Source organism: Novosphingobium sp. HNCC26BN242, assembly GCF_057180525.1.
This window is the reverse complement of record NZ_JBXUGM010000001.1, coordinates 728906-744590: the sequence shown is the minus strand read 5'-3', so window position 1 is coordinate 744590 and position 15685 is coordinate 728906. Positions and strand designations below refer to the sequence as shown.

At 60.0% G+C, this 15685-nt stretch carries 12 protein-coding genes; 1 reads left to right on the top strand and 11 read right to left on the bottom strand.

The genetic code is table 11. The annotated features are described in order from the left end of the window. Nucleotides 1–29: 29 nt before the first annotated feature. The 11 genes from AC2A1F_RS03565 to AC2A1F_RS03515 form a co-directional block, all read right to left on the bottom strand. Nucleotides 30–1199 carry an alanine racemase gene (locus AC2A1F_RS03565; RefSeq protein WP_484208161.1) on the bottom strand — a complete coding sequence of 390 codons (1170 nt, stop codon included), beginning with the start codon at nt 1197–1199 and terminating at the stop codon, nt 30–32. 36 nt (nt 1200–1235) lie between these two features. Beyond that, nucleotides 1236–2093, bottom strand: coding sequence for a GNAT family N-acetyltransferase (locus AC2A1F_RS03560; RefSeq protein WP_484207377.1), 858 nt, complete (start codon nt 2091–2093; stop codon nt 1236–1238). Nucleotides 2094–2261: 168 nt separating this feature from the next. After that, entirely contained in the window at nt 2262–2972 is a 711-nt protein-coding gene (locus AC2A1F_RS03555) for a cupin domain-containing protein (RefSeq protein ID WP_484207376.1), read from the bottom strand. After that, entirely contained in the window at nt 2969–3898 is a 930-nt protein-coding gene (locus AC2A1F_RS03550) for an ornithine cyclodeaminase family protein (protein WP_484207375.1), read from the bottom strand. The genes AC2A1F_RS03555 and AC2A1F_RS03550 overlap by 4 nt, the downstream gene beginning before the upstream one ends. Next, nucleotides 3895–5700, bottom strand: coding sequence for an ABC transporter ATP-binding protein (locus AC2A1F_RS03545; RefSeq protein ID WP_484207374.1), 1806 nt, complete (start codon nt 5698–5700; stop codon nt 3895–3897). Before AC2A1F_RS03545 ends, AC2A1F_RS03550 begins: the two co-directional genes overlap by 4 nt. Then, the gene (locus AC2A1F_RS03540) at nt 5697–6524 is read right to left on the bottom strand and encodes an ABC transporter permease (protein WP_484207373.1); all 828 of its coding nucleotides are present in this window, start codon (nt 6522–6524) and stop codon (nt 5697–5699) included. Before AC2A1F_RS03540 ends, AC2A1F_RS03545 begins: the two co-directional genes overlap by 4 nt. Then, nucleotides 6521–7501, bottom strand: a complete 981-nt coding sequence (locus tag AC2A1F_RS03535; RefSeq protein WP_484207372.1) for an ABC transporter permease — start codon at nt 7499–7501, stop codon at nt 6521–6523. The genes AC2A1F_RS03540 and AC2A1F_RS03535 overlap by 4 nt, the downstream gene beginning before the upstream one ends. After that, a complete protein-coding gene (locus tag AC2A1F_RS03530) occupies nt 7498–9015 on the bottom strand; it encodes an ABC transporter substrate-binding protein (RefSeq protein WP_484207371.1) in 1518 nt (505 codons plus the stop codon). Before AC2A1F_RS03530 ends, AC2A1F_RS03535 begins: the two co-directional genes overlap by 4 nt. Beyond that, a complete protein-coding gene (locus tag AC2A1F_RS03525; RefSeq protein ID WP_484207370.1) occupies nt 9015–9689 on the bottom strand; it encodes a haloacid dehalogenase type II in 675 nt (224 codons plus the stop codon). Before AC2A1F_RS03525 ends, AC2A1F_RS03530 begins: the two co-directional genes overlap by 1 nt. Before the next feature lie 161 nt (nt 9690–9850). Next, nucleotides 9851–10780 carry a 2-hydroxyacid dehydrogenase gene (locus tag AC2A1F_RS03520; RefSeq protein ID WP_484207369.1) on the bottom strand — a complete coding sequence of 310 codons (930 nt, stop codon included), beginning with the start codon at nt 10778–10780 and terminating at the stop codon, nt 9851–9853. Between the two features lie 96 nt (nt 10781–10876). After that, the gene (locus AC2A1F_RS03515; protein WP_484207368.1) at nt 10877–13045 is read right to left on the bottom strand and encodes a TonB-dependent siderophore receptor; all 2169 of its coding nucleotides are present in this window, start codon (nt 13043–13045) and stop codon (nt 10877–10879) included. Nucleotides 13046–13487: 442 nt separating this feature from the next. On the opposite strand from AC2A1F_RS03515, the gene katG reads away from it, so the two are divergent. After that, entirely contained in the window at nt 13488–15680 is a 2193-nt protein-coding gene (gene katG / locus AC2A1F_RS03510) for a catalase/peroxidase HPI (protein WP_484208160.1), read from the top strand. The last annotated feature ends 5 nt before the right edge of the window (nt 15681–15685 follow it).

Below are 15685 nucleotides of genomic sequence, written 5' to 3'. Positions count from 1 at the left end.
CAACTGCGGCATTGGAAGGCTGCGCCTGTTCACCATCCCCGCATCCGCTGCCATTGCGTTATGATGGCGCGGCCCGGCCCTTCGACCACATTGTAGATTTCGTGTTGTGCGCAAGTGGCGCAGGCGTGGTTAGGCAAGATGCGCACCCGCGTGCCAATGGGCAGGTCTGGCAACACTCCCACGCTGCCGGGGCGGACTTTGATGATGCCGTGCTCCTGGCTGGCATCTTCGATGATCACATCTCCAAAGGGCTTGCCATCGATGTTGCAAACAAGGCCATATCCCTGATCGACCGGGTGGCGCTGCGTGCCGCGATCACGAGACATGGCCATCCATCCGCCATCGGTCAGGATCCAGCCCTTGTCCGGGCGGTGGCCAATCACTGTGGCCAGCACCGAAACTGCAATATCGTCCACATCGCACACGCCGATGCCGTGCATGACCAGATCGAAGAACGTGAAAACGCCCGCGCGCACTTCGGTAACGCCGGTCAGATCACGGGCGAAATGGGCCGTTGGCGTAGAGCCAACGCTGACAACAGGCGCGGCGTGCCCTGCTGCGCGGAGCATATGCGCAGCAGCAACGGCAGCGGCACGTTCACCCTCTGCCGCTTCGGGCAGACCTTCGCCGCCGCGCGCGCCATAGGATTCCCCGGCGTGGGTGAGCACGCCAGCAAGGTTTACGCCGCCCTGCCTCAAGACATCGGCGATCACCAGCAAAGCCGGATCATCTGGCAAGACACCGCCACGATGCCCATCGCAATCGATCTCAATCAGCACTGCTGGCATCGCCGCACCATCTTGTGCCGCATCGGCAAGCGCGCTGGCCTGCTCAACCGTATCGATCAGCACCGACAGGTGCACGCCTTTGCCCAACAGTTGGCGCGCGCGGCCAATCTTGTCGAGCCCAAGCCCTACCGCATAGGTGATGTCGGAAAACCCGCCGCCTGCAAAGTATTCAGCCTCGGCAAGGGTTGATACGGTGATCGGGCCTGTACCTTGCGGGAACAGTCGCTGTGCAACATCAAGCGACTTGGAGGTCTTCACATGCGGACGAAAAGCCACGCCAAGATCGGCAAGGCGGCTGCGCAGGCGCGCGATGTTTCTGTCCACTTTTGCCAGATCAAGCACTAGCGCAGGCGTTTCCACAGTGTCCAACGTACCTGTGGGTTTGGTTTCGGCATCGAGCGTGGCGGACATCACCATGGTATTCCTACTGCAAAAAGCTTTTTGAATTCAGCCGAGTGACTGGTTTGAAAGGGCAAACAGGGTAGCCCCCGGCTTGGCCTGAGGAGGCTCACCCAGCGCCATGGAGACAACCCGGTCAACCTGAGGCAAGCCGATTTCCACGAGCCAGGGGGCAAGGCCGCAGGCCTCGGTCACGTCGATCCGCACGAAGCCGCCTTCGTGTGCCGATGTAAGCGTGGCGATGATGGCGCGCGCGTCGGCCTGATCGCGCGCAATAACCGGCCCGATGACAACGCCGCGGCCCCAGCGGCGCACGCAGCCATAGCCGACGATTTCGCCTTCACGTTCAACCACAACCACGTCAGCAATGGCGAACAGTGCATCAAGCAACTGGTTGCGGTTCATGCCGCTGGCGCGTTCGTCAATTGCGCCAATGGCACCACGATCCTCAGGCCGGGCTGCCCGAACCGGCACAGCAAGATCAATCGGCGGCACTTTGGCCAGAATGGCCTGATGCTGGGTGACAATTCCAAAAGGTTTGAAGCCAAGACGGGTGTAGAGCGGCTCGCCTTCTTTTGTGGAAATCAGCGTTATCCGCCGTCCGGCAGCGTCGGCCAGCAGGGCGGCCATCAGCCGGCTGCCGATCCCCTGACGCTGCGCATCGGGCGAGACGATAATCATTCCGATAGTGGCAAAGGTATCGCCATAGGGCCACCACAAGGCTGTGCCCGCCAGCTTCCCTTCGGCCTCAACCGCAAAGCCGCGCCCCAGTTTGAGCGCAAAGGCCCAGTCTTCAAGGCGATAGGGCCACACTAATGCCTGCGACAGCCCATGCGCCTGCACGAGGTGGTCTTGCGTGAGCGCAATCGCATTGCCGCTGGCACCTTCTACCATTGACCCGGACATTGCGCAGATACTCCTCAAACCAGATTTGGCATGTTAAGATTAAGCGGGTTTCAGGTGGCAATTTGTTCTGAAAGCCAATCAGGCGCATCGCCCTCATGCGGGACTCGTATTGTGCGGCGGTATTTTCTGCCGCGCCTTCAGCCCGATCGCTTTCAACTAAGATCGCTTTCAACCAAGTGGGCGCTGGGTGGCGAACACCTTCTTCACGTATTCCTCGCTGAGCAAAGCGCAGCCATCGCCCCGGACAAACATGCACACATCCCCCGCCGCAAAGGTTACGCTGGCGTGGGCGTCAGCGAAAGTGACCTTGCCTGCCAGCAGTAGCATCAGTTCGACCTGCCGGTAGGGAATCTGTCGCCGGTGATAGGGCGTGGAATCCCACGTTCCGGCACAGAATTCCGCATTGGCAGACACGTAATCGGAAAAGCTGCGGCAGGTGGGCACTTCGCCCAGCAGATTTTCCAGCGCCGGAGGATTGGAAGGATTGAGCGGCGCGTTGGTGTTAATCTTGATCGGGGCTGCCGTGTTGCCCGGCTTATCGGTGGGCGCAGCATAGACCACGGCCAGCATGTCATCCGACGCGCGCCAGACGAAATCCGCGCCGTAAGGAATGGCCGCCGATTCATCCGGGCCAAGCACGATGGTGGCGCCAGCGCTTTCGATCTGAAGTTTTCCTGCAAGGACCAACACGAACTCATCGGTCGGCAAGGCAGCAACCTGCCCTTCCCCGCGCAGCGCGAAGGCGGAAATCACCGCCTTGTCATCCGCGAATGCCGGTGCCGCGCGGCCCTTAAACCAGTCTTTGGCGGATGCAGTCCCCGCCGCATAGGCCCGAATATCAACCACTGCGGCAACCGTCTGTTCGCGTAGTGTGGTCATGGCTTCATCGTCCCTTCAAAGGCTGAAATCAGTTTTCGCGCAATCGTCAGGTCCTGCAGCGCAATCCCGGAGCTGTCGAACACGGTAATCTGGTCAGGAGCCGTGCGCCCTTCGGCCCGGCCAAGCAGCACATCGCCAAGCGCCACGATCCGCGCGCGGTCCCCGCTGAAATGCTGCAGGTCACCCATCACAACGGCTTGCGCCGGGTGATCGCAGAACAGGGCGGCACGAACGAACAGTTCGGGCGGCAGTTCCTGCTTTCCGGCCGCATCAGAGCCCATGCTGGCCACGTGTGTGCCGGGGCGTATCCAGTCGGCGGAAAACAAAGGTGTGCGCGCCGGTGTGGCGGTCACCACGATGTCGGCCTGTTCGCATGCTTCTTGCGCGGCGCACTGCTTTGCGTTCAGGCCTTCGTTGCGCAGCAATGTGACAAAGGCATCGCCCTTCGCTTGGTCGCGCGCAACGACGAGCACCTGTGTGATCGGCCGCTTACGAGCGATGGCGATGCATTCAAACAGCGCCTGATTGCCCGCGCCGAAAATGGCCAGGGTGGAGGCATCCTTGCGCGCCAGAACGTCCACGGCCACGGCATCGGCGGCAGCAGTGCGATAGGCATTGACTTTGCCCGCCTCAATCACCCACTCCACCCGGCCTACGCGCTGATCGAACAGCAGGATCACCGAATTGTGTCGCGGCAGGCCGATCTCAGGATTGCCCGGCCAGAATGAGCCGACCTTCAGCCCCGCAAAGGCACCGGTGGAAGCAGACTTGATCGAAAACCGGTTCGTTGGCGAAGAGCCGTGGGCCAGCACAGCGGGAAACAGCACGGCATCCTGCACCACGGCAACAAGCGCTTCATGAGCCGCATCGAACGCCATTTCATGCGAAATAAGCGCTGCGGATTCTTCTTCAGAGATAAACTTCACGCGTGATCCCTTGTAAGTTGTTCTTCTGTCCGGTGGCAAAGCACCGCATTGCCAGCTGTCATCACGCGCAACGGCGGCAGCGCAACATCGCATTGTCCAGCCACTGCGACCGGACAACGCGGCAGGAAGCGGCACAGATCCGCACTTTCGGGGCGAAGCGCAAACGGCGCAGCATGCTTTGCAGCAACTTCGGAAAGCCAATCGGTCCGCAGTTCTGGCACCGACGAAATCAGCAGATCGGTGTAGGGATGAAACGGCGGTGCAGCATAAGCATCGCATACGCCGCTTTCCACACAGGTTCCCTTGTATAGGACGACGATCTCATCGCAGAGCGCCTGAACGGTGGCGATATCATGGCTGATGAACAGATAGGCCACGCCAAGGTCCCGTCGCAGTTCGGCCAGCAGCTCCAGAATAGCCTCACGCACCACGGTATCTAGCGCCGAGGTGACCTCATCGCACAAGATCAGATCGGGCTCAGCCGCAAGAGCGCGCGCAAGGTTCACACGCTGTTTTTGGCCACCAGACAATTCGCCGCAGCGGCGATCCGCAATGCCGGCAGGCAGACGGATAAGATCGAGCAGTTCAGCCACACGCGCCTGAGCCTGATGGCCTTGCAGGCCGTGGTAGAAACGCAAAACCCGCCCAAGAATATCTCCCACACTGTGGGAAGGATTGAGTGCGATGTCGGCATTCTGGAACACGATCTGGATCCGCCGCAATTGCTCACGCGTCCGATCTTTCACAGACGCGCCAAGGTGCTGACCATCCAGCGACACCGACCCCGCAGTGGGAGCCAGCAGGCCAGCAACAACCCGCGCCACGGTGGATTTGCCCGAACCGGACTCCCCGATCACACCGACCGCAGCCCCGCGTCCGATCTGTAAGGTAACATCTGTCAGCACAGGATGCGCGGTGCGGCCCTGCCGATCCACCGGCCCATAGCCTGCACAGATGCCATCGATGGACAGCAGTGGCTTGCTTACTGACGCAACCGGCAGGGCTGCTTTGACCAAAGGTCGCGCCGCTGCGAGCAAGGTTTTGGTGTAATCGTCTTCCGGCGTTTCGAGCACCGCCCGCACAGCATTCTGTTCGCGCACTTTGCCGCGGTTGAGCACAAGGATCTGGTCCGCCATCTGCGCGACCACGGCAAGATCGTGCGAAACGTAGACCCCGGTTGCGCCTTGTTCGCGCACCACCTTGCGAAAGGCCTGAAGCACTTCGACTTGCGTTGTAACGTCGAGCGCCGTGGTCGGCTCGTCAAAGATCACAAGTTCGGGCCGGGTGATCAGCGCCATCGCCGCCATCAAGCGCTGCAATTGGCCGCCGGAAAGCTCGTGCGGGTAGCGATTGCCGATGGTTTCCGGATTGGGCAGGGCAAGCGCTGCGAACAGTTCCACAGCATGGGCGCGGGCTTGTGCGCTGGTGGCTGTGCCGTGGATCAGGGCCGGTTCAATCACCTGTTCAATCAACCGGCGCGATGGGTTGAATGCTGCAGCGGCGCTTTGCGCAACATAGGTAATGCGATGCCCGCGTTGCGCCGCAAGATCTGCATCCGCTTTGCCATCAAACGCAGCTTCGCCGACCTGAATCTCCCCGCTGATCTGCGCGCCGCTGCGGGCATAGCCCATCAGCGCCAGGGCAATCGTCGTTTTTCCCGAACCGGATTCTCCGATCAGCGCAAGCACATCGCCGCGCTGGATATTGAACGATACATCATCGACAATGCGCAAGGGCGCGCCATCGGGAGTGCGGACCGTGACAGCCAGATTGCGGACGACAACGTGCGGCGGCGGCATCATTGCACTTTGCCTTGCGTGGCAGCATCGATCAGCAAGTTGACGCCGACCGTCAGGCTGGCAATCGCCGCGGCCGGAGCCATGATCGCCAGCGCGCCTTCGGCAAGGCCCGAGGTGTTTTCCCGAACCAATGAACCAAGATCTGCATCAGGTGGCTGCAGGCCCAGCCCCAGAAAGCTGAGGCCCGACAGCAGCAGCACGATGAACACGAAGCGCAGGCCAATATCGGCAAAGAGCGGGCGGATCATGTTAGGCAGGACTTCGCTCACCGCCAGATAGAGCCGCCCCTCGCCCCGGGCACGCGCCACTTCGACATAATCGAGCCGGGCCAGCCCGACCGCCAGCGAACGCGCGATGCGGAAATTGCCGGGCACATAGGTGATGGCGATAATCAGCGTCAGCAGCACCAGCGAAGAGCCGAACGCTGCGACCAGCACCAGCGCGAAGATCTTGCTGGGAATGGAAATCAACGTGTCCATCGAACGCGAGAGCAGTTCGTCCACCCACCGCGCGCCTACCGCTGCGGTCAGCGCAAGGCCCGTCCCGATGCTGGCTGCAATCGCCACGGCAAGCGCAGACAGGCCCACGGTAAAGCGTGCGCCCGAAAGCAGTCGGCTAAGCACATCGCGCCCCAGAAAATCGCTGCCCAGCCAGAATTCGCTGCTCGCCCCGGCAAAGACTTCCTCGTTGGCGAAAGAGCCAGGCGGATAGGGCGCGATGAACGGCCCAACAATCGCAATCACGATCCAGAACAGCACCAGCGCAAGGCCGATCTTTCCAGACAACGGCAAAGCCTTTGTCGCACGAATGATGCCAGAAGCCGTCATCCCTGACGCAGCCTTGGATTGGCGAGGATCGCCACGGTATCGGCAATCAGCACCAGCAGCAGATAGGTTGCGCAAAAGATCATCGCGCAGGCCTGCAACAACGGCATATCGCGCGAGGTGACAGCATTCACCATCAGGCTGGCAAGGCCGGGATAGCTGAAGATAGTCTCCACGATAATTGCGCCTCCAAACAGGTAGGATAGGCTGAGCGCCATGGCATTGACGATGGGGCCGACCGCATTTGGCAATACGTGGCGGAAGATCAGGCGGCGTTGCGACACGCCCTTAAGCCGAGCCATTTCGACATAAGGCCGGTCAAGCTCGGCGATGATTGCGGCGCGGATCATCCGGCCCAGTTGCGCGATCACGCCAACGCCCAGCACCATCACCGGCATGGCATAGGCGCGCAGGAATTCCCACAGAGTCGGGTCTTGCGGCACAATCGTAATCGATGGCAGCCACAGCAGCTTTACCGAAAACACCAGCACGGCAATCGTCGCCACCAGAAATTCGGGCAAGGCAACCATGGCCAGCGTCGCGATATTGAGCGCCCGGTCTGTGCCACGCCCTCTGGATACCGCCGATGCAATGCCGATGAGAAAAGCTATGGGCACCGAAAACAGCGTGGTCAGCCCGGCCAGTGTCAGCGTGTTGGGCAACCGTTCCGATATTATCTCGGCCACTGGCTTATTTGCCACTAGTGACTGTCCCGGATCGCCTAGGGCGATGCCGCGAAGCCATTCGAAATAGCGGACGATTGCTGGCCGATCTAGGCCCATCTCTTGCCGCAGGGCTGCAATCTGCTCAGGCGTTGCCCCCTGTCCCAGCAATTCCTGCGCAGCATCGCCGGGTAGCAGACCACTGATCGTAAAGATGACAGCCGAAACGAGCACAAGCGTGATGAGCGCCAACCCGGTGCGCTTGAGCACAAGCTTTGCCGGTCCGCGCCAAGCCGAGGCGGAAGACGCGCCGCTCATGCGTCTAACCACACGTGTTCGCCAAAGGTATAGCCCATCAACCCACCCAGCGGGACCGGCTGAAGCCCGCGAATGCGGCGATCATAGCCATCAAGAAGGCTGATGAAGACCGGGATACCGATGCCGCCGGTCCGGTGGATCATCCACTGCATCTCGCCGTAAATAGCCTTGCGCAACGCCTCATCACGCGTCTGGCGCGCTTCGATCAGCATCTGGTCAAACTTGCTGTTCTTCCAAGCGGCTTCGTTTTCGGTCGCTTTCGACTGGAAAAACAGGCTGAACATCAGGTCGGTTGTCGGCCGCTGGTTGATGTTCCCGAAGGTCAGCGGATGGCGCATCCAGTGCGTGGACCAATACCCATCGCTGGGCACACGGTTCACTGCCAGCTTCAGCCCGATCTGCGCAGCGTGTTCCTGCAAGATGGAGCCCATGTCCACCGACTGGGTCGCCGCGGGCGACACATAAACAGGCAGCCGCGTACTCAACAATCCCGAGCGCTTGAGATAGAATTTGGCCTTTTCAGGATCAAAGGCGCGCTGCGGGATCGACGGATTGTAATAGGGGTCCAGCGGTGAAATCGGCTGATCGTTGGCAATCGTCGCATAACCGCGAAACAAGGCGCGCTTGATCAAATCACGATCAAGCAGATGCTTCATCCCCAGCACGAAGTCGGGATTTCCGGCAACCGGATGGTCCTGCCGCATGACAAGATCCGTATACACACCCGATTTGGTTTCCATGATCAGGTGCGATGACGAAGCCTTCACCCGCTTGACCGACCCCGGACTGACCGCGATCACCATCTGCACATCGCCCGAAAGCAGCGCATTTACGCGGGACAACTCATCAGGGATGGCGATCAGTTCGATCTCATCCAGATAGGGTTTGCCCGGCTTCCAGTAGTTCGGATTGCGCTGCACGATTGTGCGGATGCCCGGCGCAAAGGATTTCATCATGAATGGACCGGTACCATTGGCCACGCTGAAATCGCGCCTGCCATTTTCCACCATGGCAAATTGCGGCTGCGCCAGAATGATTGGTATGTCGGGATTGGGGCCCGTCAGCCGCAGTTCCACCGTAAGCGGGCCAATGCGGCGCGCGCTTGCGAACTGTTCGGCCACCGCTTTGACCTTTGACCCTGTTTTTGCATCTTTGTGCCGAAGAAGCGAGTAAACAACATCGTCTGCCGTGAACGGCTTTCCATTATGGAAATGCACGCCGCGACGCAGGCGAATGGTCCAGACGAGATTGTCGTCCGTTTCAATTGCCTCAGCAAGTCCCGGCCGCGCCTGCAATCTGTCGCCATATTGCGTCAGCCCGCTGTACAGCAGGAACATGCGCATAAAGTCGCTGGAATTTCCGCTTTTGGCAGGATCAAGCGTATCTGCGGTCGATGCAGAAATCCCCGCAACACGAATGCGTCCGCCAACCCGCGGCCTGCCAATCAATTGCTCAGCCGGAGCCAGCGCGGCTCCTGCTGCCAATCCGCCAAGCAGGCCACGGCGTGACAGCATCAGAGGCCGACCACTGCTGGCAGTGCGCCGATGTGGGGGATTTCGACATCGCGATAGTTCGCGTTCGAGGGCTCATGCCCGCGCCCAATGAACACCCGGCAGCCAAAGCCCAGATCGGTGGCGGTGTTCTGATCATAACGGAAGCTGGACGAGACATGCATGCCGACTTCTGGCCCCATGCCCAGCTGATCGAACATGTATTCAAAGGCCTGCATGCGCGGTTTGTAGGCCTGTGCACTTTGCGCGGTGTAGACCTTGTAGAAGGTGGCGCCGAGCAGCCCGACATTGTCCATGATCTGGCTGTTCATCGCATTGGACAGGATCACCAGCGGGATTTTGTCACAGATTTTGGAGAGGCCGCCAGGCACATCCTCATGCGGACCCCAGGTAGGCACGGCTTCATAAACCGCATCAGCCTCTGCCTCGCGAAATTCCACGCCCCACTTCTTCGAGCAACGCTCAAGCGAATTGGCAATGACATCGCGATAGGGCTTCCATGCGCCGAGCACTTCATCAAAGCGGTAGGCGCTCCAGTCCTTGCAGAATGCCGGCAGCGCTTCGGCAGGAAGACGATCAGCATAGAAGGCAGTTGCCATTTCGGTCATGCGAAAACGGGTCAGCGTGCCGTAGCAATCAAAGCTGATGAACTTGGGGGTGAAAACGGCTGTGCTCATGACGTTCAATCAATCCCTGTCTGAAGCTTCCGGTCAGGCCGGACGGCAATTGGTGACATGTGAAGATCACCACTTGCGAGGCAGAACTTGCATCCGTTAATGTTCTCACGGAGCCTCCATCCACTTCTTTTTGTGCATGCCACAGCACAAAGTGCCGCAGCTTAATAGCCGCGCGTCCGGTCCACCTCGCCCAGCAGCGGATCACCTGCGAGCAGGCGCAAGACATTGTCTGCCAAGACTGCGCCCGCTGTGGCATGCCGGGTTTCGGCGGCTACGTGCGGGGTCAGGAAAATGGCGGGATGACTATAAAAAGGGTGCCCATCCGGCAGCGGCTCTGGTTCTGTCACATCAAGCATCGCTACGCGCAGGTGGCCGGAATCGAGCACCGCAATCAGATCGTCAGCCACCAGATGCCCGCCGCGCCCGGCATTGATCACGGCGCTGCCCGATGGCATTTTGGCGAATGTTTCACGGCATAGAATGCCGCGCGTCTCCGGCGTCAACGGCAGCAGGCACACGAAGATGTCGGCTTGCGCCAGAAAGACATCAAAGCCATCTGCTCCGGCAAAGCACTGCACGCCTTCGATCGCATGGGCGCTGCGGCTCCAACCCGAAAGCGTAAAGCCAAGCGGCTTGAGCATTTCGAGCGCGGCCTTGCCCAATTCGCCAAGCCCCATGACGCCAACCCTGGTTTCTGCCGCCAGCCGCGTGTGGCGGTAGGACCAGCGGCCAGCGCGCTGTTCGCCAATGAAAAACGGCAGATCGCGGTGCAGTGCAAGGCAGGCCATGGCCACATATTCCGCCATGCCTGTGATGATCCCCTGCTCCACCATGCGCACCACCCGCACCTGCGGCGGAAGCGCGGACAGCGGCAACTGATCGATCCCCGCGCCCACACTGAACAGCACTTCCAGATTGGGAAACTGCGCGATGAAATCGGCAGGGGCATTCCACGCAGCAAGATATCTTACCGAAGCTGGATCGACCAAATCGTGGCCATAGCGGCAAAAAGGCAATTGCGGCACACGCGCCGCAAAGATTTCGGCCCAAACGGCCCCGCGCGCTTCAAGGCCATGATAGAGGAAAGTCATCCGCCGAACGTCCCTTCACAGCGTAATTTAGTCAACTGCCCCAACAAATAGGGGGCAGGCAGCCATGACTGCCCGCCCCGATTTGCTTGCATTCAATCAGAAAGAGAACGTGGCCCGAACATTGAAGGCGCGTGGAGCGCCCGGCGCCACCCACAGTCGTGCATAGGATGCGGTGTAGAACTGTTTATCGAATAGATTGGTAACGTCTGCTGTCAGCTTTACCCCATCTGCCGGTTCATAGCTGGTCATCACGCGGGCCACGACATAGCCCGGCAGTTCAAAGGTCGAACCCGTTTCGCCTAGGCGCTTGCCCACATAATTGATCCCGCCGCCCAGCGTAAAGCGGCGTTCGCCGATCATGAACCCCTTGCTGGCGATGAGGTTCGCCGCGTGCGCCGGAATGTTGATCAGCCGGTCGCCGGGATTGATGGTCAGGCCAAAGTCCCTGTCCCCTGCCCGCGTTGTCCAATTGGCATCCAGATAGGCGTAAGTGGCGATCACCATTATGTCGCCGGGCAGATTGGCGTTGAAATCCAGCTCAATCCCGCGAGACCGCGCAGCGCCACCGGCAATCGAGAACCCGGCATTTGCCGGATTAGGATCGGCGGTCAGAATGTTATTCTTGGTCATCGTGAAGGCAGCGATGGACCCGCTGATCGGACCACCCGGCTCACCCAGACGCAGACCCACTTCATAGGATTTGCTCATTTCAGCCGGGAATGGATTGCTGGCGGCATCAACACCGCTGTTCGGACGATACCCCTCGCCGTATCCGCCGAAGATCGAAAGATCATCGTTGATCTCAAACAACACGCCGCCCGTTGGGCTGAACTGCTTCTGGTTGACGAGGATAGTGCGGTTGTTGGCGCGGTTCAGCACCGTCTGCTTGAAGTTGTCATAGCGCCCGCCCACACGCAGCTTCAACCGGTCGGTCAGGTCGATTTGGTCCTGGAAATAGATGCCCCACGCCTTTTGCGTTTCAAAGGTGTTGGTCAGCGGCGTCGCGCCCAGGGCCAAAGTCTGGCCATAAACCGGGTTGAAGATGTTCACGGCATAATTTCCCGCCGTGATCGGCGCGCCGGTCGTGTAGTTTAAAGGACGTCCGCGAAACTGCAGCAAGTCGATGCGAAAACGGTCCCAATCGGCCCCTACGAGAACATGGTGCTTGATCCCGCCGGTGTATAGATTTCCCGAAATCTCTCCTCGCACGACCAAGTTGTCGGTGCTGTAATCGCGTGAACGGCGCTGACGGGCCAGAAAGTTGCCCGGCTTGCCCAGCGTCTGTCTGCGATTGGTCCCGATGGGATCGAGTTCAGCCTCGCTGGAAAAGCCTTTGAATTCGGTTTCGCGATAGCTCAGGCCGGCAAGGAAGTACCAGTCGCCACCCAACTTTTGCTGGAACTGCACCTGATGGCCCAGCACATTCACTTCCATCCGCCCGTCGCCCGGTTCGCCAAAGAAAGTCGACCGGTCAACCACGCCAAGCTGGCCGTTCACCGCAATCGTGCCGCGGTCAAAGGGCACGCGATTGTTCATGAACTCCAGTTCATAAGAAATGCTGGTGTCCTTGCTCGGCGTGAACACGATGGAAGGGTTGGCGGTGTAAAGCGTCTGACGCACCACATCGCGGAAGCTGTCCCCATCTTGCGCTGCACCGTTCAGACGGATCGCCACGGTATCGCTAAGGGAAAGGTTATAGTCGGCTTCTACGCGGAAGGTGTTCCAGCTGCCGCCTTGCACCGCAAAGCTGCCGAAAGTCTCACCGACCTTGGCCTTTTTGGTGATGATGCTGATGGTCCCACCAGGCTCACCCCGGCCAAAGACTGCGCCGTTGGGGCCCTTGAGGATTTCGATCTTTTCGATGTTGGACGCATCACGCGGGCCACCGTAACCACGACCAGCATTGAAACCGTTCACCAGCACGCCACCAGCAAAGTTTTCGTCTCCGGCAAAACCGCGAATGGCAAAACCGTCGAACAGGCCGCCAAAATTGTTCTGCCGCGCAACGCCACTGGAAAGATCAAGCGCGGTATCGAGCCGGGTGATGTTGAGATTCTGCAGCGTCTTGGCATCGATCACCTGCACGCTCTGGGGAATTGCCGAAAGGGGAACATCGCCACGATACTGTTGGCGCTGGCCCACAACGACCATCTCTTCGGCCATCTGCGCTTCGTCGCCATCAGCCGCAGCGCTTTGCGCAAAGGCTGCCATCGGCATCGCTCCCATCGCTACGCCGATCGCCAGCGCGGCCTTAAGTGCGGACATTTTCATCATCGCCACTTTACCCCTATTCGTGATGCGTTTCATCGATCCCACCCGCCGCATGTAATACTATTACATGCGGATCAAGCGAAACCAGCGTTGAGCCGTCCTGCGTCTTTTTTGTTTGTGAGAGGAGCCTATGCCCCCACCAGCGAATCTTGCGTCGAAAGGGTAAGCGCGAACGAACGATTATTGTGAAATTGATATGACACCGGCAAGTTTGTGCCGTTCGAGCCAATCTCCCTGTTTGCGCTTGGTTCTGGTGGGTCAACCCACTTTCAGGTCGCGAAACAAAAGTGTTAATAATAGAGTGCTCGATATGGTGCCACGATGAGGCATTCTGCCCCTCTTATCGCCAAAGGCAATCTTTACGACCACATTTATGCATTAGGTCGATCATAAAAAATGCGCTAATTTGATGGTTCAGAGCTACTGGAGAACGACGATGGACATGAAGACGGGCGAAATGGGCGCAAAATGCCCCTTCCATGCCGCAGATGGCGGCGTTCGCGCGCTGCTGGGCCGCACCAACCGCGATTGGTGGCCCGATGCGCTGCAGCTCGATATTCTGACGCAGAACGGCACCTCGCCCGATCCGATGGGCGCAGACTTCAACTATGCCGAAGCGTTCAATACGCTCGATTACAACGCGCTCAAAGCCGATCTGCGCGCCCTGATGACAGACTCGCAAAGCTGGTGGCCCGCCGATTACGGCCACTATGGCCCGTTTTTCATCCGCATGGCGTGGCACTCTGCCGGAACCTATCGCACGGCTGATGGGCGCGGCGGATCGAGCAGCGGGCAGCAGCGCTTCGCCCCGCTCAATTCCTGGCCAGACAACGGCAATCTGGACAAGGCGCGCCGCCTGCTCTGGCCGATCAAGCGCAAGTACGGCAAGCATATCAGCTGGGCCGACCTGTTCATCCTGACCGGCAATGTCGCCATCGAAAGCATGGGCGGGCCGGTGTTCGGCTTTGGCGGCGGCCGTGCCGATACGTTCGAACCTGAACGCGACGTCTATTGGGGCACCGAGGCCGCATGGGTCGATACCGGCGCGGAAACGCGCATCCAGCCTGACAAGGGCCTTGAGCTGGAGAACCCGCTGGCCGCGATCCAGATGGGCCTGATCTATGTGAACCCCGAAGGCCCCGGTGGCGTGCCTGATCCACTGCAGTCTGCGCGCGATATGCGTGTGACGTTCGAACGCATGGGCATGAACGACGAGGAAACCGTGGCGCTGACGGCAGGCGGCCATGCTTTCGGCAAGGCACACGGTGCTGTTCCCGCCGATCAACTGAGCGGCGCCCCGGAATCCGAAGCGATGGAGCTTATGGGTTTTGGCTGGGCGACGGATGCCGAGCAGATCGACAACGGCCACATCACCACTTCAGGCATCGAAGGCGCATGGACGCCCAACCCCACGCAATGGGGCGGCGATTATTTCCGGCTGTTGTTCAAGTATGATTTCGAACTGGTCCGCAGCCCGGCTGGTGCCCACCAATGGCAACCGATCAATCCCGATCCGTCAGACATGGCACCCGATGCCCGCGATCCTTCCAAGCGCGTGCCGACGATGATGACCACCGCCGACATGGCCCTGAAGATGGACCCCGAATATCGCCGGATTTCCGAACGCTTCCGCGATGATCAGGCGGCGCTGGACGATGCCTTTGCCCGCGCTTGGTTCAAGCTGTGCCACCGCGACATGGGACCAAAGGCGCGCTATCTTGGCCCTGAAGTTCCGGCAGAAGACCTGATCTGGCAAGATCCGGTTCCGGCTGGCACAACGCCTTCGGACGCCACTGTTGAAGCTTTCAAGGCTGCGATCCTAGGCAGTGGCCTATCCGTGTCTGAACTGGTCAAAGCCGCTTGGGCCTCTGCCTCAACCTATCGCCGCACCGACCATCGCGGCGGAGCCAACGGCGCACGCATCCGGCTTGCCCCGCAAAACGGTTGGGCCGTGAACGATCCCGAAGAACTGGCACGCGTGCTGTCGGTGATCGAAGGGCTGCGCGGTGATCTGTCGATGGCCGACGCCATCGTGCTGGCAGGCACCGCTGCGGTTGAAAAGGCCGCGCGCGATGCAGGCTTTGATATTACCGTGCCCTTCACCGGCGGACGCGGCGATGCCACGGATGCGCAGACCGATGCGGACAGCTTTGCCGTACTGGAACCGCGCGCCGATGCCTTCCGCAATTACCTCGCCACGCGGCAGACCGTGAAGACCGAAGAACTGATGCTGGACCGGGCACACTTGCTGGGCCTTTCGATCCCACAAATGGCCGTCCTGGTGGGCGGATTGCGCGTGCTTGGTGCCACCGCTGGCAACACCGATCTTGGCGTGCTGACCGACAGGCCGGGGCTGTTGACCAACGACTTCTTCGTCAACCTGCTCGACATGGGAACGAAGTGGAAGACCGTGGACACCAGTGGCGACGAGGAATTCGTCGGCACTGACCGCGCTTCGGGCACTCCCCGCTGGCGTGCAACCCGGACGGACCTCGTGTTCGGCTCGAACTCGCAACTGCGCGCAGTTTCGGAAGTCTATGCAGAGATTGGCAATGAGGCGAAATTCGTGTCCGATTTCATCGCCGCATGGACCAAGGTCATGAACGCAGACCGGTTCGACCTTGCCTGAGACGT